This window comes from Craterilacuibacter sinensis, assembly GCF_009831765.1.
In the GTDB taxonomy this organism is placed as follows: domain Bacteria; phylum Pseudomonadota; class Gammaproteobacteria; order Burkholderiales; family Chromobacteriaceae; genus Craterilacuibacter; species Craterilacuibacter sinensis.
The window spans coordinates 234029-254404 of record NZ_WSSB01000004.1; the positions used below are offsets into that span (position 1 = coordinate 234029).

At 61.6% G+C, this 20376-nt stretch carries 16 protein-coding genes; 10 read left to right on the forward strand and 6 right to left on the reverse strand.

Annotated features, from left to right (window positions below):
- Positions 1–32: 32 nt before the first annotated feature.
- From GQF02_RS06290 to GQF02_RS06305, 4 genes are all read right to left on the reverse strand, one after another.
- A complete protein-coding gene (locus GQF02_RS06290; RefSeq protein WP_160795683.1) occupies positions 33–3875 on the reverse strand; it encodes a DUF3683 domain-containing protein in 3843 nt (1280 codons plus the stop codon).
- Between the two features lie 270 nt (positions 3876–4145).
- On the reverse strand, positions 4146–5126 hold the full coding sequence (gene pdxA / locus GQF02_RS06295) for a 4-hydroxythreonine-4-phosphate dehydrogenase PdxA (RefSeq protein ID WP_160795685.1): 981 nt from the start codon (positions 5124–5126) through the stop codon (positions 4146–4148).
- Between the two features lie 186 nt (positions 5127–5312).
- Positions 5313–6602 carry a peptidylprolyl isomerase gene (locus GQF02_RS06300; RefSeq protein ID WP_235930072.1) on the reverse strand — a complete coding sequence of 430 codons (1290 nt, stop codon included), beginning with the start codon at positions 6600–6602 and terminating at the stop codon, positions 5313–5315.
- An 8-nt stretch (positions 6603–6610) separates the two neighbouring features.
- Positions 6611–8809, reverse strand: a complete 2199-nt coding sequence (locus tag GQF02_RS06305; protein ID WP_160795687.1) for an LPS-assembly protein LptD — start codon at positions 8807–8809, stop codon at positions 6611–6613.
- Between the two features lie 79 nt (positions 8810–8888).
- On the opposite strand from GQF02_RS06305, the gene amgK reads away from it, so the two are divergent.
- The 7 genes from amgK to GQF02_RS06340 all read left to right on the forward strand — a co-directional run bounded on the left by amgK (position 8889) and on the right by GQF02_RS06340 (position 14202).
- Positions 8889–9920: an N-acetylmuramate/N-acetylglucosamine kinase AmgK gene (gene amgK, locus GQF02_RS06310; RefSeq protein ID WP_124736766.1), complete on the forward strand. Its 1032-nt coding sequence runs from the start codon at positions 8889–8891 to the stop codon at positions 9918–9920.
- A gap of 2 nt (positions 9921–9922) precedes the next feature.
- Positions 9923–10618: an N-acetylmuramate alpha-1-phosphate uridylyltransferase MurU gene (gene murU, locus GQF02_RS06315; protein ID WP_160795689.1), complete on the forward strand. Its 696-nt coding sequence runs from the start codon at positions 9923–9925 to the stop codon at positions 10616–10618.
- A gap of 121 nt (positions 10619–10739) precedes the next feature.
- On the forward strand, positions 10740–11270 hold the full coding sequence (gene ruvC / locus GQF02_RS06320) for a crossover junction endodeoxyribonuclease RuvC (protein ID WP_124736764.1): 531 nt from the start codon (positions 10740–10742) through the stop codon (positions 11268–11270).
- A 67-nt stretch (positions 11271–11337) separates the two neighbouring features.
- Complete coding sequence (gene ruvA / locus GQF02_RS06325; protein WP_124736763.1) at positions 11338–11931, forward strand: Holliday junction branch migration protein RuvA; 594 nt, start codon at positions 11338–11340, stop codon at positions 11929–11931.
- A gap of 3 nt (positions 11932–11934) precedes the next feature.
- On the forward strand, positions 11935–12702 hold the full coding sequence (locus GQF02_RS06330; RefSeq protein WP_124736762.1) for an NYN domain-containing protein: 768 nt from the start codon (positions 11935–11937) through the stop codon (positions 12700–12702).
- Positions 12703–12724: 22 nt separating this feature from the next.
- Positions 12725–13759 carry a Holliday junction branch migration DNA helicase RuvB gene (gene ruvB / locus GQF02_RS06335; protein ID WP_124736761.1) on the forward strand — a complete coding sequence of 345 codons (1035 nt, stop codon included), beginning with the start codon at positions 12725–12727 and terminating at the stop codon, positions 13757–13759.
- A 50-nt stretch (positions 13760–13809) separates the two neighbouring features.
- Positions 13810–14202 (forward strand): hypothetical protein, encoded by a 393-nt coding sequence (locus GQF02_RS06340; RefSeq protein WP_124736760.1) that lies wholly within the window; start codon positions 13810–13812, stop codon positions 14200–14202.
- Between the two features lie 158 nt (positions 14203–14360).
- Here GQF02_RS06340 and proB read toward each other — a convergent pair whose 3' ends face one another.
- Both proB and GQF02_RS06350 read right to left on the reverse strand, forming a co-directional pair.
- Positions 14361–15479 carry a glutamate 5-kinase gene (gene proB, locus GQF02_RS06345; RefSeq protein WP_160795691.1) on the reverse strand — a complete coding sequence of 373 codons (1119 nt, stop codon included), beginning with the start codon at positions 15477–15479 and terminating at the stop codon, positions 14361–14363.
- 78 nt (positions 15480–15557) lie between these two features.
- The gene (locus GQF02_RS06350; protein ID WP_160795693.1) at positions 15558–17102 is read right to left on the reverse strand and encodes a hypothetical protein; all 1545 of its coding nucleotides are present in this window, start codon (positions 17100–17102) and stop codon (positions 15558–15560) included.
- A 199-nt stretch (positions 17103–17301) separates the two neighbouring features.
- Between GQF02_RS06350 and GQF02_RS06355 the strand changes: the two genes are divergently transcribed.
- The 3 genes from GQF02_RS06355 (at position 17302) to GQF02_RS06365 (ending at position 20287) form a co-directional block, all read left to right on the forward strand.
- On the forward strand, positions 17302–17700 hold the full coding sequence (locus tag GQF02_RS06355) for a pilin (protein ID WP_160795727.1): 399 nt from the start codon (positions 17302–17304) through the stop codon (positions 17698–17700).
- Positions 17701–17808: 108 nt separating this feature from the next.
- Positions 17809–18228 (forward strand): pilin, encoded by a 420-nt coding sequence (locus GQF02_RS06360; protein ID WP_160795695.1) that lies wholly within the window; start codon positions 17809–17811, stop codon positions 18226–18228.
- 106 nt (positions 18229–18334) lie between these two features.
- Complete coding sequence (locus GQF02_RS06365) at positions 18335–20287, forward strand: O-antigen ligase family protein (RefSeq protein WP_160795697.1); 1953 nt, start codon at positions 18335–18337, stop codon at positions 20285–20287.
- The last annotated feature ends 89 nt before the right edge of the window (positions 20288–20376 follow it).

Below are 20376 nucleotides of genomic sequence, written 5' to 3' on the forward strand. Positions count from 1 at the left end.
AAATGGCCACCTTGGGCAGGTGGCCATCCGGTTTACAGCAAGACGCGCTCCACGCCGCCGTTGCGGGCATTGTCGACGTAGTCCTTCATCCAGTTATCGCCCAGCACATGCTTGGCAATTTCGACCACGATATAGTCGGCCTCGGTACCGGTATCTGGGCTGTAACGGCTCAAGCCCTGCAGGCAGGACGGGCAGGAGGTAAGGATCTTCACCGGCTTGTCGCTTGTGCCTAGCGCCGAAAGGCCCTTGTTGATTTCCTCTTCCTTGCGGAAACGCACCTGGGTGGCGATATCCGGCCGTGCCGCGGCAAAGGTGCCGGACTCGCCGCAGCAGCGGTCGCTCAGCGCCACGCCGCCGCCCATCAGCTCGTTCACCACCTTGATCGGCTGGTAGGCTTTCATCGGCGTATGGCAGGGGTCGTGGTACATATACTTCTGCCCGGCTACGCCTTCCAGTTTCACCCCTTTTTCCATCAGGTATTCGTGGATGTCGATGATGCGGCAGCCGGGGAAGATGTCCTCGAAGCGGTACTTGGCCAGCTGGTCGTAGCAGGTGCCGCAGCTGACCACCACGGTCTTGATATCGAGGTAGTTGAGCGTATTGGCCATGCGGTGGAATAGCACGCGGTTTTCGGTGGTGATCTGCTCGCCCTTGTCGGCAAAGCCGGAGGCGGTTTGCGGGTAGCCGCAGCACAGATAGCCCGGCGGCAGCACGGTCTGGGTGCCGACATGCCACAGCATGGCCTGGGTGGCGAGCCCGACCTGGCTGAACAGGCGTTCCGAACCGCAACCGGGGAAGTAGAACACCGCTTCGGCGTCTTCGGCGACCTTGGGGTTGCGGATCACCGGTACCACATTGGCGTCTTCTACATCCAGGAGCGCGCGTGCGGTCTTCTTGGGCAGGCCGCCCGGCATCGGTTTATTGATGAAATGGATCACCTGTGCCTTGATCGGGGCGGTGCCGACGGTAGCGGCCGGCTGGGTCGGCTTTTTGCTGGTGAGTCCCACGCGCCGGCCCAGTTCGAAGCCCAGACGCTGTGCCTTATAGGCGATGCCGGTGAGGCCTACACGCATTGCCTTGATGGTGGCCGGGTCTTTGGCGGTCAGGAAGGCCATGCCGACGGCGGTGCCTGGGTTGAACTTCTTGTTGCCGGTTTTCCTGAGGAAATTGCGCATGGCGACCGAGACATCGCCAAAATCGATATTGACCGGGCAGGGCTTGACGCAGCGGTGGCACACCGTGCAATGGTCGGCCACATCGGACAGCTCCTCGAAGTGCTTGAGCGAGACGCCGCGCCGTGTCTGTTCCTCGTACAGGAAAGCCTCGGTCAACAGGCCGACGCCGAGGATCTTGTTGCGCGGGCTGTACAAGAGGTTGGCACGCGGCACATGGGTCGAGCACACCGGCTTGCATTTGCCGCAGCGCAGGCAATCCTTGACCATGTCCGAGATTTCACCGATTTCGGATGCTTCCAGAATCAGCGACTCCGCGCCCAATAGTTCGAATGACGGCGTGTACGCCATGGCGAGGTCGGCGCCGGGCAATAGCTTGCCGCGGTTGAAGTGGCCGTTGGGATCGACGCGCGCCTTGTAGTCGCGGAACGGCTGGATCTCGGCTTCGGTCAGGAACTCGAGCTTGGTGATGCCGATGCCGTGTTCGCCCGAGATCACGCCGTTCAGGCTGCGCGCCAGCGCCATGATGCGTGCCACCGCCTTATGCGCGGTTTGCAGCATATCGTAGTCATCGGAGTTGACCGGCAAGTTGGTATGCACATTGCCGTCACCCGCGTGCATGTGCAGCGCGACAAATACGCGGCCGCGCAGCACCTTCTGCTGCTGGGCGCGCAAGGCGTCGAGTATGCCGCTATAGGACTTGCCGGAGAACAGGGTCTCGAACTCGGTCAACAGTTCGTTCTTCCAGCTGACGCGCAGCGCGAAGTCGCGCATGGCGGTAAACACGGTTTGCGGCGGCTCGGTCGTGTTTTCCAGCGGTGCCTTGGGCCAGCGCTGGATATAGTCGGTAAAAGGCGCATCCATATTGTCCAGCAGCCATTGCCAGCGGTCGCGGGTAATCGCCAATAGCGACAGGGCGGCGGCGCGCCGGTCGCCGATAATCTCGTCGCTGGCCATGTCTATGCCCTGCTTGTCCAGCGGCAGCGGGCCATGGAACCATTCGCGCAGGGTGTCGATCAGGCGCAGCTTGTTGGCGATAGACAGCTCGATATTGATGCGCTCGATGCCGTCGGAGTAGTCGCCAAGGCGGTCCAGCGGAATCACCACGTCTTCGTTGATCTTGAAGGCATTGGTGTGGCGGGCAATGGCGGCGGTACGCGAGCGGTCCAGCCAGAATTTCTTGCGCGCCTCGGGTGTCACCGCGATAAAGCCTTCGCCGGTGCGGGCATTGGCAAAGCGCACCACGGCACTGGCGGCTTCGGCAACGGCGTTTTCGTCATCCGATACCAGGTCGGCAATCAGCACCATCTTGGGCCGGCCGCGCCCCTTGGCCTTGGTGGCGTAGTCGACCGCACGCACATAGCGCCAGTCCAGGTGTTCGAGCCCGGCCAGATGCACGCCTGCGCGCAGGCCGGCACCCGCCGGCTTGAAGTAGTCGGTAATCTCGACAATGGCCGGCGTGGCTTGGGCGACGGTGCCGAAAAACTCCAGACAGACAGTGCGCGTATGCGCCGGCATCTTGTGCAGCACGAAGCGCGCGCTGGTGATAATGCCGTCGCAGCCTTCTTTTTGCACGCCGGGCAGGCCGGCGAGGAATTTGTCGGTGACATCCTTGCCCAGACCTACCTTGCGGAAGGCCGAACCCGGAATCACCAGCTCCTCGCTGGAGACGACCGTCTGCATATCGTCCTTGAGACGGCTGATGCGGAAGGTGGCGCTGTCAATATCGTGGATCTTGCCGTAGTTGTGGGCGATGCGCTCGACGAACATCCAGTTGCCGTCCGGGTCCACCATGCGCCAGGAGGCGAGGTTGTCCAGCGTCGTACCCCACAGCACCGCCTTTTTGCCGCCGGCATTCATCGCCACATTGCCGCCTATGCACGAGGCTTCGGCCGAGGTCGGGTCGACGGCGAAGACCAGGCCGGCCGCCGAGGCTGCTTCCGACACGCGTGCGGTGACCACACCGGCGCCGCACTGTATGGTGGCGCGCTGGCCTTCCAGGCCCGGCAAGCCGATGTATTCCACGCCGCGATGCTGATCCAGCTTCTCGGTATTGATCACCGCCGAGCGCCGGTCCAGCGGCACCGCGCCACCGGTGTAGCCGGTGCCGCCGCCGCGCGGAATCAGGGTCAGCCCCAGTGCGATACAGGCGCGCACCAAGGGGGCGATCTCGGCTTCGCTATCCGGGCACAGCACCACAAACGGATATTCGACGCGCCAGTCAGTGGCATCGGTTACATGCGATACCCGGGCCAGACCGTCGAACAGGATATTGTCGCGCCGGGTGTGCTTGCCCAGAGCCTTGAGGGCGCGGGCGCGCAGTTCGCGGGTTTCGCTGAACTGCGCTTCGAAGGTATTCACGGCGGCATGGGCCGCAGCAATCATGCGGCCGACAGTGTCATTGCCGTCGCGTCGGTTCTCGATTTCGCGCAGCCGGTGGCGCATGGCCTCGGTCAGGGCTGACAAGCGTTTGGGGTTGTCCAGCAGGTCATCGACCAGATAAGGGTTGCGGTCCACCACCCAGATATCGCCCAGCACTTCAAACAGCATGCGTGCCGAGCGGCCGGTACGGCGCTCGCCGCGCAAGGTATTCAGACTGTCCCACATCGGTTCGCCCAGCAGGCGGATTACGATTTCGCGGTCGGAATAGGAGGTGTAGTTGTAAGGAATTTCACGGATGCGCGGATGGGCGGGGGCGTTCATCGAGGCTACCAGCGAGGAATGAAAATAATGCTCTTATTCTATCCTAGATGTTGCGTTGCGAAAAACGGTGATGATGGTAGGGTTGTGCGTAGAGGGTGAATGGAGAGTGGCTGGTTTCGTTTTTCGGGAACGGGGAGCAGGGAATCGGGTGTCGCGGTTTGACGTGGTTTGGCCGGTTCTAAACACTGAAATCCGAGTCCCGAGTCCCGAGTCCCGAGTCCCGAGTCCCGAGTCCCGAGTCCCGAGTCCCGAGTCCCGAGTCCCGAGTCCCTATCCCCGGCTTTGGCTCATCGCCATCTGTCTTGCCACTTTGACAGCCTCGAACAGGCTGCCCGGATGCGCCCTGCCGGTGCCGGCCAGATCCAGCGCGGTGCCGTGGTCGACCGAGGTGCGGATAATGGGCAGGCCCAGGGTGATATTGACGCCGGCGCCGAAGCTGGCGTATTTGAGTACCGGCAGCCCCTGATCGTGATACATGGCCAGGACCGCGTCGGCGCGGGACAGTTTATCGGGGTTGAACAGCGTATCTGCCGGCAAGGGGCCGATCAGATTCATGCCTTCGCCGCGCAGCATGGACAGCACCGGTTCGATGACGTCTATTTCTTCACGCCCCATATGTCCGCCTTCGCCTGCATGCGGGTTGAGGCCGGCGACCAGGATGCGCGGCTGGCGGATGCCGAATTTGCTCACCAAGTCAGCATGCAGAATGCGGATCACCGCAGCCAGCATATCGCACTGGATGGCATCGGCAACATCGCGCAGCGGCAGATGGGTGGTGGCCAGCGCCACGCGCATGCCGCCACCCGCCAGCATCATCACCACGCGCGGCGTTTGCGTGCGCTCGGCCAGATACTCGGTGTGACCGGTAAACGGAACACCGGCATCATTGATCACGCCTTTGTGTACCGGGGCGGTAACCATGGCGTCGAATTCACCGGCCACACAGCCATCAATGGCCACATCCAGCGTTTCCAGCACATAAGCGCCATTGGCCGGGTCCAGAACGCCGGGCGTGACCGGCGCATCCAGCGGCACATGCAGCACTTCCAGTACGCCGGGTGCCGGGCGCGCATCGGCTTGCCAGTCGTGCAAGACAACATCCAGCTTAAGTTGCCGGGCGCGGCTGGCCAGCAGGGCTTTATCGGCAATCACGACGCAGCGCGCCGCCGTGTCTTGCGCGGCCAGCGCAAGTACCAGGTCTGGGCCGATGCCGGCAGGCTCACCGGCGGTAATGGCGAGAATGGGGTGCATGATGTATCTGCCGGGTTAGGGATCGGGGAACAGGGGTTCGGGAACCGGGGTATTGACGTGGTTTGGCCGGTTTTAAACACTGAAATCCGAGTCCCGAGTCCCGAGTCCCGAGTCCCGAGTCCCGAGTCCCGAGTCCCGAGTCCCGAGTCCCGAGTCCCGAGTCCCGAGTCCCGAGTCCCGAGTCCCTTATTTCTCTTCCAGCTTGTCTTCGATAAAGGCCGAGTCTTTCAGTTGTTGCAGCCAGTCCTGATAGGCCTGTTCGGCCTTGCGCAGGCGGATTTCCTGTTTGACGGCCAGCTTTTCGCGCTCGCCGGATACGTCCTGGGTGCGTACTTCTTCCAGACGGATCAAATGCCAGCCGAACGGGCTGCGCACCGGTTCGCTGACCTGACCCGGCTTGAGCGCAATCATGGCGCGCTCGAATTCGGGCACGGTGTCGCCCTTGTTCATCCATGAAAGATCCCCGCCTTGTGCAGCGCTGCCGTCTTCCGAGAAGCGTTTGGCCAGATCTTCAAATTTGGCACCCTGCTGCAGGCGGTCGCGCACTTGCTGGATGCGGGTGCGGGCATCGGCTTCCGATACCGCTTCATTGGTGCGTATCAGAATGTGACGGGCGTGGTATTGCTCGACCATCATCGGTGCCGAACGGTCACGCTTGTCCTGCAACTGGAAAATATAGAAGCCGGACGGGGTGCGGATCACCTCGGTGTGACCGCCTTTGGGCAGGGTCTCCAGCAGGGCGACCAGATCCGGCGGCAAGGCCGTGCTGCTGCGCCAGCCTATGGCACCGCCGTCCAGCGCATTTTTGGCATCCGAATAGCTGGCTGCGACCTGGGCAAAGGGCTTGCCGGCCTTGATGTCGGCCAGCGCACGCGCAGCCTTTTGTGCGGCCGCTTCCAGCACCTTATTGTCGGCGCGTTCGGGCACGCTGACCAGGAGATTGGCTAGCTGGTATTCGCTTTTTTGCGCATGCTGCGCACTTTTCATGACCTGCTCGACTTCCTGATCCGATACATTGGCCATGGACGAGGCGACGCGCTCTTTCAGGCGCTCCAGCAAGACTTCGCGGCGCAAATTGTCGCGAAAGGCATCGACGCTGCTGCCCTCCTTGACCAGGCGGGCTTTGAGGCCGGCTACATCGGTATTGTTCTGCCGTGCCAGACGCGCGATGGTGTCGTCCAGTTCGCTGTCGCTGACCTTGATGCCGTTATTGGCGGCATATTGCAGTTGCAGCTTCTCGCGCTCGATCTGGTCAAGCACCTGACGCTGCAGCACATTGGCGGCCGGCAGCGGTACGTTCTGGCGCTTGAGATTGGCCTCCACCTGCGCCAGACGCGCATTCAGCTCGGACTGGGTGATTGCATCCTTGTTTACCACCGCCACAATGCGGTCCAGCGTGATGATGGCAGCAGGGGCTTGCAGTGAGAACAGGCCTGCAATCAGGCCGGCGGCGAGTGTTTTTTTAATCATGGGCATGGTTGGCATCATTCGTTGGTTTTGCTGTAGCCCGGGATCGCCAGGCGCAGGGTATCGCTTACTTTGCCGAAGCTGGACATATCCTTGAGTTCCAGCTGGAACATTACCGAGGTCTTGAACTGGTCGATATCGGTGACGAAGCGCTGGCCCACCATGCGGAAGGTCCAGCAGCCGGCGTTATATTCGAAACCGGCCAGCGTGTCGAAGGCTTGCTTGGCGGCCAGCGAGTATTCCACCCGGCCGACGCCATAGAGCTGATGGGTAATCGGCCACTGGCCGGCCAGTTCGATCTGGCGGGTCGGATAGTTCACCGCTGTGCCGTTGACTTCGACCAGCTCGTCCGGGTCGTAACGGTAGCGCAGGCTGAGCGCCTTGCCTGCTTCCGGGTGGTAGCGCAGCGCGACATTGTATTTTTCGGTGCGTCCCTGTTCCGGGTTGTACTGGATGGCGCCATCCAGACGCAGATTGCGTGTCAGGTCGCCACCGACGGTGGCCAGAATATCGGACACATTGTCGCGGACCGATTCACCCGGATAGAGTTTGACCCGGTCTTCGCTGAAGTAGACGCGCTGGCCGATGCCGACGCGCAGGCGTTCCAGACCCGAGTCATTGTCGATATAGCTGGAGGTGACGGCAGCGGTGAGCTGGTTGGCTTCGTTGATGCGGTCCCAGCCCGAGTAGCGGTTTTCGCTAAACAGCTGGGTCCAGTCAAAGTCATTGATCGAGCTGTCGAAGTTGGGCAGTTTGCTCTGGTCGCGGTATGGGATATTGACGTAGTACAGGCGCGGTTCCAGCGTCTGGGTATGCGGGCTGCCGGCAAACTCGCTCTCGCGCTCGAAATAGAGACCGGAGTCGACACTGAAGGTCGGCGTGGTAATGCTTTCATTGCGGCTGCGCTGCTGGTCGGGTGTACCGCCATAACGCCAGCCATCCAGTGCATATTGGCGGAAATTGACCCCCAGCTTGGGTTGGATATAGCCCCAGCTGGCATCGGCGCGCCAGCTTAGCGAGGGGTTGAGCATCAGGCGGTCGCCTTGCTGCAAGTCGGGATGCGAGAAGCGGGTGGCTTCGGATAGCAAATTCCACGACAGGCCGGCCGGCAGCCTCTGGCCGCCATTGAGCGTGATCTGCGGCAGGCGCGCATAAGGAATGGTGGAGCCGCGGGCATTGTCTATCAGGGTCTGGTAGCGCTGTGCGCGTATGGTGGCAGCGCCCCAGCCCAGGTTGTAGCTGGCCCAGGCCTGCCGCTCGAGGTTGTCGCTGGAAACCTGTGCCAGACGGTCGCTGAAATCGTCGAAATAGTCGTGGTCAGAGACATAGCTGCCATCAAAACCCCAGCTGAGATCGGGCGAAATCTGCTGCTGGTGTCGGCCTTTCCACAGATAGCGGTGGGTGTCGGTTTCCTTGTCCTCTATCTGCTCGGTGTACATCTGGCCCTGATAGCCGGGCTGCAGATAGCGGAATTCGCCGCCCAGCATCAGGCCGCGCTTGGCGATATAGCGCGGAAAGAGGGTCGCGTCGTAGTTGGGCGCGATATTCCAGTAGTAGGGGGTGGAGATATCCAGGCCCGCGCTGCCCACGCTGAAAGTCGGGAACAGCAGGCCTGACTTGCGCCCGCCATCCAGCGGGAAGTCCATCCACGGCGTATATAGCACCGGTACGCCGCCCAGGTACAGGCGGGCATTGCGCGCCACGCCGACATTGCGCGTGTAGTCGGCATCGACGGTGGTGGCTTTCAGGTACCAGGATTCGTCACCGGGGTCACAGGTATTGACCGTGGTGCGCTTCAGCTCGTAGTGCTTGTCGCCAAGTATTTTCAGCTCGTCGCTCTTGCCGCGCAGTACACCCTTGCCCTGCTGGAAGGCAAATACGGCATCGTCGGCGCTGCCTTGCTGGGTGGCCATCGAGTAGTCGAGCTTTTGGGACAGGATGTCGCTGCCCGGCTGGGTCATATGCACGCGGTCGCCGGCTTCGATAAGCTCGTTGCGCTTGACGTAGTAATTAAGCCAGTCCGAGGTAATGGTCTGGTCATCGCGGATGGCGACGACATTGCCGCGTGCCTTCAGCTCATTGTCCATCTGGCCGGATAGCTCATCGGCGGTGACAGTCAGCGAACCTGCCGGCAGGGTATCGGCCAGCGCAGGCGGCGCAAGAAACAGTGCGGCTAGCGCGGCTACGAGGGGAGTCGGTCTGAAAATGGCTGGCATGGGCGCTCAGGTACGTGTGGTGAACCCGAAAAATGAAGGTACAATCGCACAATTGTACCAATCTCGCAATGAAGCCACCATGCAGCGACTCAATGTACTTAAAACGTGGCTAGCCACGCGTTTTCCCCAAACCGATATCCAGGTTGAGTTTGCCGCCGCCGATGCCGATTTTCGCCGTTATTTCCGCGCCATTTTTCCGGACGGCACGAGCCGCATCGTGATGGATGCGCCGCCGGAGAAAATGAACACCGATGCCTATGTGCATGCGCGCGAAGTGTTTGCCATGGTGCATGTGCCGGCCATCCTAGACCGTGACCGCGAACAGGGCCTGATGCTGCTGGAGGATCTGGGCAAGGTGACCTTCCTCGCCGCGCTGGAGCACGACACGCGGCGCGAAGTGCACAAGATGCTGCTGCTGGAGGCGATCGATACGCTGATCGAAATCCAGTCAGGGAGCCGCGAGGGGGTGTTGCCGCCTTACGACGAGGCACTGTTGGCGCGCGAACTGAATCTGTTCCCCGAATGGTTCTGCGACAAGGAAATCGGCAAGCCGCTGAATTTCGCCCAGCGCAAGGTATGGGGCGAGATGAGCCGTGTGCTGCTGGATGCGGCACTGGCGCAGCCCAAAGTGTATGTGCACCGCGACTATATCGTGCGCAACCTGATGCTGACTGCCGGCAAGCCCGGCGTGCTCGACTTCCAGGATGCGGTCTATGGGCCGATTGCCTACGATCTGGTGTCCTTGCTGCGCGATGCGTTTATCGAGTGGGATGAGGCTTTCGTGCTGGATCTGGTGATCCGCTACTGGGAAAAGGCCCGCGCCGCCGGCTTGCCGGTGCCGGACAGTATCGATGACTTCTACCGCGCCTTCGAATGGATGGGCGTGCAGCGCCACCTTAAGGTCGCCGGCATTTTTGCCCGTCTTTATCATCGCGATGGCAAGGAAAAATATCGCCCCGAGATTCCGCGCTTTATCAAATACCTCAAGCGCACCACGCGCCGTTATGGCGAGCTGGCGCCCTTGTATGGCCTGCTGGTCGAACTGGTGGGCAAGGACGAAACCGACGCCGAACTGCAATCGAGCTATCCGGTGTTGGGCTTCAAGGGTTGATGATGCGCGCAATGATACTGGCCGCCGGGCGCGGCGAACGCATGCGTCCGCTGACCGACACCACCCCCAAACCCTTGTTGCCGGTTGCCGGCCTGCCGCTGATAGGCTGGCATCTCAAGCGTCTGGCGGATGCCGGCGTGCACGAGGTGGTGATTAACCATGCCTGGCTGGGCGCCAAGATAGAAGCCGCACTGGGCGATGGCGCGGCCTATGGCCTGTCCATCCGCTACTCGGCCGAGGGCGAACAGGGGCTGGAGACCGCCGGCGGCATCGCCACCGCCTTGCCTTTGCTGGGGGAGGCGCCGTTTATGGTGGTCAATGGCGACGTGCTGACCGATATCGACTTTGGCCAGCTCGCCGCCCAGGCCGCCTTGCTTGATGGTAAAACACGTCTGGCGCATCTGGTGCTGGTATCCAACCCTGCTCATAACAGCCGTGGTGACTTTGGCCTGCGGGCTGATGGCATGCTGGCGGCCACGCCGGAGCCGGGCGCGGGGCTGACCTTCTCCGGCATCGGCCTCTATCACCCGGCGCTGTTTGCCGCGACACAGCCGGGTCAGCCGGCCAAGCTCGCGCCCTTGTTGCGTCAGGCCATGGCGCACGGGCAGGTCAGCGGTGAGCTTCACCATGGTGTATGGCTGGATGTGGGGACGCCCGAGCGGCTGGCCGAGGCGGACAGGCTCGCAAGACAGTGGTGATGACGACAGTTTCAGGGGGCTGGGGCCTGGCAGCCGGGAGCCGGTGGGCGCAGCCCGCTGAGGCGCCCTGTCCGGATTTTGCTGGCAGCTCCCGAGTCCCTTTCCCCGGGTTCAGTCAGCCATGACCCGGCGCATTCTGGGCATAGACCCGGGCAGCCGCATTACCGGTTTTGGCGTGATCGACCTGATCGGTTCGCAGCGCCATTATGTCGCCTCCGGCTGCATACGCACCGTGCCCGGCGCGAGCTTGGCCGAGCGCATACGTGTGATCGTCGCCGGCATCCATGACGTGATTGCCACCTACCAGCCAAGCGAAGCGGCGGTCGAGCAGGTATTCGTCAACGTCAATCCGGCCTCCACCCTGATGCTGGGCCAGGCGCGTGGCGCCTGTGTGGCGGCATTGGTAATGAAGGACCTGCCGGTCGCCGAATATACCGCGCTGCAGGTCAAGCAATCAGTCGTCGGCCAGGGCAAGGCACCGAAGGAACAGGTGCAGTATATGGTGGTCAAGATGCTGAACTTGTCCGGCACACCGCAGGAAGATGCGGCCGATGCGCTGGCCGTGGCGCTGGCGCATGCCAACCATAGCGGCGGCGTGATGGGCGCGCTGGCGCAGCAGGGTCTGCGCGTCAAGAATGGCCGGCTGGCGTAATCGCCTTACCGGCACCCCCGCTGCGGCCCGCCGTGCCGTTCATATCCTTCTATAAGAAAGAAACCCCATGATTGGACGCCTATCCGGCACCCTGATTGAAAAGCTGCCGCCACAGATCGTGCTTGATGTGGGCGGCGTCGGCTATGAAGTCGATGTACCGATGAATACCTATTACCAGCTGCCGGCCTTGGGGCAAACCGCCACGCTCTACACCCATCTGGTGATACGCGAAGACGCCCATCTTTTGTTCGGCTTTGCCAGCAAGGAAGAGCGGCAGACCTTTCGCCAGCTGATCAAGGTGTCCGGCATCGGTGCCAAAATCGCGCTGGCCATCCTGTCGGGCATGACCGCCGACGAGCTGGCGCTGGCCATTGCCGGCGAAGACGTCAAACGCCTGTCTGCCGTGCCCGGCATCGGTAAGAAAACTGCCGAGCGTCTGGTGCTGGAGCTGCGCGGCAAGCTGATGACAGGCTCGCTGGTGGCAACGCCGGGCGGCTTGCCGCTGGCGATGATGGCCGACGACAGGAGCGATATCATCGGTGCGCTGCTGGCGCTGGGTTACAACGAAAAGGAGGCGGCGGCAGCCATCAAGGGCATGCCGGCCGATAGCGGTGTCAGCGAAGGCGTACGCTATGCGCTGAAAAACCTGATGAAAGGATAAGTCATGGCCAATGTCGCCGTACTGATTGATGCCGACAATGTGTCGCCGGCCTGGATAGAAGACGTGCTGGAAGAAGCCGGCAAGCTCGGGGTGCTCGCCCTCAAGCGCGTGTATGGTGACTTCAGCAAGCATGACAAGGCGTGGCGCGATCTGTGTGCGCGCTTTGCCATCCACCCCATCCAGCAGTTTCCCAATACCAAGGGCAAGAACGCGTCCGACATCTCGATGGTGATCGACGCGATGGATCTGCTGCATTCCGAGCGTTTTCACAGCTTTTGTCTGGTCTCCAGCGACAGCGATTTTTCCCGTCTGGCAACGCGCTTGCGCGAAGACGGGCTGGATGTCTGGGGCTTTGGCGAGCAAAAAACGCCAGTTGCCTTTGTGAATGCCTGCAGCAAATTCGTCTACGTCGAAGTCTTGCGCGAGCCGGACGAGGCCAAGGCCGAGCCGGAAACCGCAGGCAAGGACGAGGGGGGGCGTGTCAAGGCGCCCGCCGCAGCCAAGCCGGTGTTGCGTCCGCTGGACCGCAAGCTGCGTGCCCAGTTTCAGAAGGCGATCGAAGCCAGCGGCGACGACGACGGCTGGGCGGATCTTGGCGGTGCCAACAGCCTGCTGGGGCAATGGATGCCCGACTTTGACCCGCGCAACTACGGTTACCGCAAAATTTCCGAGCTGGTGGAAAAATCCGGCTGGTTCGAGGTGAAAAAAGCCACGCAGGGGCGCGGCGGCATCTCCATCAAACTCAAGCCGGCCAATGGCCGCAAGAAATAGCCAGTCAGGAAACAAGCGCAAGATGATAGAAACCGACAACCTGATGGGCGGCGCACCCGCGCCGCGCATCGTGACCCAGCAAAGCCTGTCCGCGCATGAAGATGCGCAGGAGCGGGCGCTGCGGCCCAAGCTGCTTGACGAATATGTCGGGCAAAAAAAGGCGCGCGGCCAGCTGGAAATATTTATCGAGGCGGCCAAGCGCCGTGGCGAGGCGCTGGACCATGTGCTTTTGTTCGGCCCGCCGGGCTTGGGCAAGACGACGCTGGCGCATATCGTGGCGCGCGAACTGGGGGTGAATCTGCGCCAGACTTCGGGGCCGGTGCTGGAGCGCGCCGGTGATCTGGCGGCCTTGCTCACTAATCTTGAGCCGCACGACGTTTTGTTTATCGACGAGATCCACCGCCTCTCGCCGGTGGTCGAGGAAATCCTCTACCCGGCGCTGGAGGACTACCAGATCGACATCATGATAGGCGAGGGCCCGGCTGCGCGGTCGGTCAAGATAGACCTGCCGCCCTTTACCCTGATCGGTGCCACCACCCGCGCCGGCATGCTGACCAATCCGCTGCGCGACCGCTTCGGCATCGTGGCGCGGCTGGAGTTTTACGATGCCGAAGAGCTGACCCGCATCGTCACCCGCTCGGCAGGTCTTCTGGGCGTGCAACTGGCGGGCGAGGGCGCATTTGAAGTGGCAAGGCGTAGCCGTGGCACGCCGCGTATTGCCAACCGCCTGCTGCGCCGCGTGCGCGACTACGCCGAAGTTAAAGCCGACGGCGTGGTCACGGCCGAAGTGGCCGACGCGGCGCTGGCCATGCTGGACGTGGACCCGGCCGGTCTGGACGTGATGGATCGCAAGCTGCTGGAAGCTATCTTAGACAAGTTTGCTGGCGGCCCGGTCGGCTTGGACAATGTGGCGGCGGCGATAGGTGAATCGACCGACACCATAGAAGACGTGATCGAGCCTTATCTGATCCAGCAAGGCTATTTGCAGCGCACGCCGCGCGGACGCATGGTGACGGCGCTGGCTTATACCCACTTTGGTTTGCAGGTGCGCGACTAAGCAAGCTGGTACAATCTCAAAGTAATAAATTTGGATTAAGGGGGAACCATATGTTCTATGCGCTCTTGGGAGCCACATTGCTGGTGGCCTTGGTGACATCGCTGATCACGGCAAAGTTTTTTGACGGTGCGGTGGGCAAGATTCTGTCGCGCATCGTCGGTGACGAGCTGGCCGATGCCTGGCGCCGTTATCTGCGCTTTGCCGTTATCGTCGTCGGCGTCTCGGGCGGGGTGCGTTTGTGGGAGCTGGAAAAGTATGTGACTGCCACGCGCGAGTCGGCAGCGCTGGAGCTTAACGGCATGCGCTGGACGCTGGAGCTGTACCGCACGCTGATCGAAACCCTGCAGTCCATCGCCTGGATGATGTTGCTGTTCTTCCTGTGCTCAATGATCGCCTATGTCATCGTGCGCGCGATCGAACTCAAGCACGACCGCAAGGAATAATTTTCGGGATAGGGGGATAGGGAATAGGGGCGGCTGGCGGGTTTGGTTTTTCGGGAACGGGGAGCCGGGATTCGGGACTTGTAGTGTTGACGTGGTTTGGTGGGTTCTAAACACTGAAACCCGAGTCCCGAGTCCCGAGTCCCGAGTCCCGAGTCCCGTCAGAGTGTAACCATATTGTCGCGGTGGATAAGCTCGGGCTCGACCAGATAGCCCAGCACCTGCTCGATTTCGCGTGTCGGGCGGCGCATGATCAGGCGTGCCTCGTCCGAGCTGTAGTTGGCCAGACCTCGCGCGACTTCGATACCGTCGCTGTCTATGCAGGCCACCACATCGCCGCGCAGGAAGGCGCCGTCGACGGCGCGTACGCCGATAGGCAGCAAGCTGGTGCCGCGTTCGCGTACCGCTTGTGCAGCGCCCGCATCCAGTACCAGTTTGCCCGCCAATTGCAGGTGGTCGGCCAGCCATTGCTTGCGCGCCGCCATGCGCGTGGTGGTGGCGAGCAACTGGGTGCCGATCGCTTCGCCATCAGCCAGGCGCGATAACACATCATGTTCGCGCCCGCAAGCGATGATGGTAGCTGCGCCGCTGCGCGCCGCGCGTTTGGCGGCCAGTATCTTGGTCAGCATGCCGCCGGTGCCTATGCTGCTGCCGGCACCACCGGCCATTTCTTCCAGTGCTGCATCCCCTGCGTTCGCTTCGTGGATAAAGACCGCGTCGGGGTTTTTCCTCGGGTCGGCGCTATACAGCCCCTGCTGGTCGGTGAGGATGACCAGCGCGTCGGCTTCGATCAGATTGGTCACCAGCGCGCCCAGCGTATCGTTGTCGCCGAAGCGGATTTCGGCCGTCACCACCGTGTCGTTTTCATTGATGATGGGCACCACATTGAGCGCCATCAGCGTCGACAAGGTGGTGCGTGCATTCAGGTAGCGGGTGCGGTCGGCCAGGTCTTCGTGGGTGAGCAGAATCTGCGCCGTTTGCAGGCCGTGCCGGCGAAAAGCCTGTTCATAGGCTTCGCACAGCCCCATCTGGCCGACGGCAGCGGCGGCCTGCAATTCATGTACCGCCTTGGGGCGGGTGGCCCAGCCCAGACGCTGGCAGCCCTCGGCGATGGCGCCGCTGGAAACCAGTACCACCTCCTTGCCGCGGCGCTTGAGCTCGGCGATTTCGGCGGCCCAGCGCGCCAGCGCGGCCAGATCCAGACCCTTGCCGTCATTCGTCACCAGGCTGGAGCCGACCTTGACCACGATACGATCGGCGGTGTGTATCAGCGATTGCATATCAGAAAATCCACAGAAGAAATGGCAGCGGTGATTTTAACCCGTTGCGGGTAGCCAGACCAAGCCGTGTATGCGGCATCAGCCGGTGTGTATCTCGATCAGCTGGTAGCCCGGGGTTTGCTTGCTGATGCGCAGCATGCGTGCCTGTTCAGTGCCGTGCCAGCCGGTCAGTGCCATGCTGCCCAGACGCAGATAGGGGCGGCCGGACAGCAGCAACTGGCCGGGCGTCTGTGCCGGATCCAGTCGTAGTGCCAGTGTCGTGGTGTCGCCCGGGTGGGCGTGCCCTGCGCGCACCATCAGCGGCTCGGCATGGCGGGCGATGATTTCCAGCCCGCAGCGTGTTTCCAGTGCATGACCATAGCTGACCCAGCGCACCAGCGCGCATTGCCAGCGCGCATCACTTTCCCCGTCCTCGCGCAAAATGACCAGCTCGCCGTTACGCAGCGCATGGCTGGTGCTATGGCCCAGCAACTGCAGGCCGCTGGGGCTGCGGTTGACGATATGCATGAGCATAGGCGGCGGTGGCGGGCTGCGCTGTGCCAGCCGGTTGCGATGGGCGACTTCTTCGCTGCCGTCACCGGTAGAGGCAAAGTTCCAGCTACGGCCGTTGAGCTGGTGCCAGCAGGCGGCCAGCGTCGAGACCAGCTGTACCGTCCCGTTTGTCGGGTCACGCGCTTCGCGCCGCAGGCCCGGGCGCTGCCAGTCATGCAGCAGGGCCAGATACAGCTCGGCATCTTCATCGTGATGCGGTTGCGGGTTGTGGCATAACTCCAGCAGGTGCAGGTTGATGGCCTCGGTCAGTGCGCCGGTATGTAGCTGCCAGCTGCCTTCGGGCGGGTATTCGCAATAGGCGGGTGCCTTGTCGCTATCGGGCAGCACGCACAAGGCCTGACCCTCTGCCTGCCCGGTATGCAGCATCACCCGGTCCGCCTCCTGGCCGGCCAGATGGATCAGCCGGGTCAGCTGCAGCGGCGACAGGCGGTTGCTATTGCTCAGCCCCAGCAGCAGCAGCGCCTTATAGTGGCGGCCGAGTTCGCTATCGTCCTGCCAGCCCTGTTGCAATGCGTAGCGGTAAAGCCCGTGGCAATCGAGCCAGAAGCCATCCGGCAGCGGGTGGTAGGTCGTGAGGTAGGTATGCAGCATGTCGCGGCAGGCCAGCAACACCCTTTGTAGCAGCGCAAGGCGCTGGCTTGGCGCGGCCTTATGTTGTAACTGCCCTTGCAGGCAGTGCTTCAGCGCGATCAGGCTTTCGCTGTGCAGACGGCGTGCCAGTTGTGCCGCATCGCGGGCACGGCGGGTGGCCGACAGCTCGCGCTGATGGTATTCGCTGTCCAGCAGCGGCAGCATGCGCTCGATATGCGGCAGAAAAAGGGCAAATAGCTGCAGGCGCTGCGCGCTATCCATTGCCTGTGCATTGCTGTGTGCCAGCAATTCGGCCATATCGGCGGCACCCTGCAAGGTCAGTGCCAGCGGCAGATCAGCCAGATGGGCAGCCATCTGTGCCGGGTCGGGGCTGGACACGGTGGTGAGGGGCAGGGTCAGGTTCAGTGGGGTCAGCATGGTGCGCGTGGGCGCCTTGGTTGTGATCGGCAAGCTAAACAGGATGATGCCTGAATAATGCATGGGCTGCATCTGGCGCGAGGCGGCACCAGTTCTTTGTGGCCGTGTGTCGTCTGCATGCGACAGCCGCATGTGTTGGTCGTCGTAATTTGATCGTATTTATTTGTTTTGCTGAAGGATGGAGCGCAGACTGCGGTCAAAAGCGAAGTTTGATTTGTTTGAGATGGTTGTTTGGCTTTTTATTTGGATATAGCATAATCATATGAAGCAAAAAGGCTACACCCTGATCGAATTGATGATGGTCGTAGCGATTATCGGCGTACTGGCGGCGGTCGCGATTCCGCTGTACCAGAACTACATCCTCAAAACGCGGGTGACGGTACTGTATAGCGCCTTGGCGGCTGGTAAAACTGGCTTTGAAGAGGCGCTAAGCAATGGCGTAACGCCGACGGCAGCCGATATCGGACTCGCCAGTGTGGCGCAGTGCCGCGTGTTGACGGTAGACGCCGCAGGGATACGCTGCGAGATACAGGGCTTGGGGTCTGCTGTGGACGGCAAAACGCTGGCGCTTGAGCGGGCCGTGGCTACAGGTGCCTGGTCATGCCGCAGTAACGTGCCGGTTTTTTATATGCCTGCGACTTGCGAGTATGGCGATTTTTAGTGTGTGTTGTGGTGTGGCATCACGGGCACGACATGCCGTCCATCTGTCGGGGCAGGCATGGCGCGGGTACAATGGCAGGGTTTTTTACTTTGAAACAGGAGCAACACCATGAAACGTGTACAACAAGGCTTTACCCTAATCGAACTGATGATCGTCGTGGCGATTATCGGTATTTTGGCGGCGATTGCGATTCCTGCTTATCAGGATTATACAGCCAAGGCTAAAGTCACTGCCGGTTTGGCGGAGATCGCGCCGGGTAAGACTCAATTTGAGGTGCTCAAAAACGAAGGTCAGACTGTTGCAGATGCGGCTGCAATTGGCTTGAAAAATACCAACAATTGCACAGTAGCAGCCGTAGATACCAACGCGTCTGGCTCCTACATCTCGTGCACGCTAAAAAATGCTCCGAGTGCAGTCGCAAGTGCTGTGATTACCCTTACCCGTGATGGTTCCGGTTCCTGGTCGTGTGCCGCAAAGAGTTCTGCTAATGCAGCTCTTGCTGACAAGTATGTTGGTACCTGTAAGTAAGTCGGGCTAGGCTGAACGCTGTGTGTTTCATATCGCTCGCGAGCGTATCCACAAAACACCACCTGCGGGTGGTGTTTTGCTATCCATTCCCTCCCGGTATTGCCCGATGTTGTCTCTGTCCCGTGCCTTGCTATCAACGTTACGCCATGTCGCCATCTGGCCCCTGCCATGGCTGCTGATTGCACTGACGGCCTGCCTGCCCTTCCTGTCATGGTTGCGCTTTGCACCTAACAGCGACTGGATAGGTAATGCAATGGCCTTGCTGCTGGCTTTGCTGTTGATCCTGTGCGGGCTATTGCACATGCCGGCTAGCTTGCGTCTATCGCCGGCGCTGGCGATGGCCGGCGTACTGACGCTGGCCGCGGTGGCGCCACTGGCTGGTGCGCCTTATCCGGGGACGGGCTTGTCGCTGCTGGCGGTGATTTGGCTTGCGGCCCTGGTAGCGCAAACCGTTGTCCAGTTGCCGCGCGAACAGGTGATTACCACGCTGTGTATCGGCTTGGTACTGGGGGTTGGTTTGCAGTTGCTGATTGGCGCGGTGCAGGTCTTGGGCCTGGTGCAGCCATGGGGCTTGTGGTGGGTGGTGTCCGATGGGCAGCACACGCTGTTCGGTAATATCGCCCAGCGTAATCAGTACGCCAACTACCTGACGCTGGCGCTGCTGGCGGCCTGCTGGCTGTATGGGCGTGGACGTTTGCGCGCCTGGCTGCTCGTGCCTTTGCTATTGTTATTGGCGCTGTTTCTTGCCTGGTCGGCTTCGCGTCTGGTACTGGCTTACGCCATGGGTTTGGCGCTGCTCGCTGGGGTAATGCTGTGGCTGACGCGTGGCAGCCAGTCCCTCACCCCAACCCCTCTCCCTGAGGGAGAGGGGCTTGCTGTGTCAGCATTTACTGGGGGGGGCTCGGCAGCCAACCATACCCTCTCCCCGGTGGGGAGAGGGTGGCGCGTAGCGCCGGGTGAGGGGGGCGATGTCGCCACCTTGCGCATGGCCAAGGCGCTGCTGTTTGCCTTGTTGGCGATTATGTTGTGTCAGCTGTTTACGGCGCAGATTAATGCAGCCCTCAACGCTATCGGCCTGCCGGTGAATCAGGCGAGCGGAATAGACCGCTTTATGGATGGCGGTTTCGGAGCGCGGCGCTGGATAGAGTGGCAGAAGGCGTGGTCGGTGTTTATGGCCCATCCGCTGTTCGGTGTCGGTCTGGGAGGCTATGCCGCGCAGTCTGTTTTGCTGGAGCCCGCCTTTGCCGGCCAGTGGAGCGAGAGCTGGCTGTTTACTCATTGCCATAATATTGTGCTGCAACTCTTGGCCGAGACCGGCATCGTCGGCACGCTGGCGGTCGCTGGGGCGCTGCTGTGGGCATTTTTGCCGTGGTTCAAGCGCGAGAATGTGGGCGCCGATGCGCTCTTGGTGCTGGGGCTGGCGCTGGTTTTGCTCGGTCATAGCCTGTTTGAATATCCGCTGTGGTACGCGAGTTTTTTGATGGTGTTTGCTGTGTTGATGGGGGTGTCGCCAGCCAAGGGTTTTGCCTTGCCGGTGCGTCCGGCCTTGCGCCGTGTGGGGGTGCTGGCTTTGGTGCTGGTGCTGGCCTGGCAGGTAATCGTGGGCCTGGTGATGTACTTCGACTGGGTGCGCTGGGTGATGCCCTCTCGCGACGTGGCGGAAAACAAGGCCAGGATAGAGTCCTTGCTGCAACACGGGGCCAATCCGGTCTGGAGTTACGAGGCAGATCAGTTGTTATCCAATTATCTGGATGGCAGCGCCAACCATCTGGCGCTTAAGCTGCCGCTGTTCGAACGCCTGGCCGCCTATCGCCCTTACCCCGGCACCTTGATCAAGCTGGCGATGCTGCGTGCCCATCAGGGCGATGCGGCCGGCGCCGAAGTTGCCTTGCGTCAGGCTATCGCGTCTTTTCCCGATACCGCACCGCAATTGGCGGCGATGCTGGCAGGACCTACGGATGCCGCGCTGAAACCCTTGCAGCAGATTAGCGCGAGAGCTGCGCTAGCTCACCAGCAAGCAGGCGCTTCGGCTGCCGCACAGACGGTCAGGACGCCTTAAGCAGGTTGCTTGGCCCTTCACCCCAGCCCCTCTCCCCGAGGGGGTGAGGGGGGGCATGCCACCCGCTTCCCGCTGTCCCGCGTTACAAT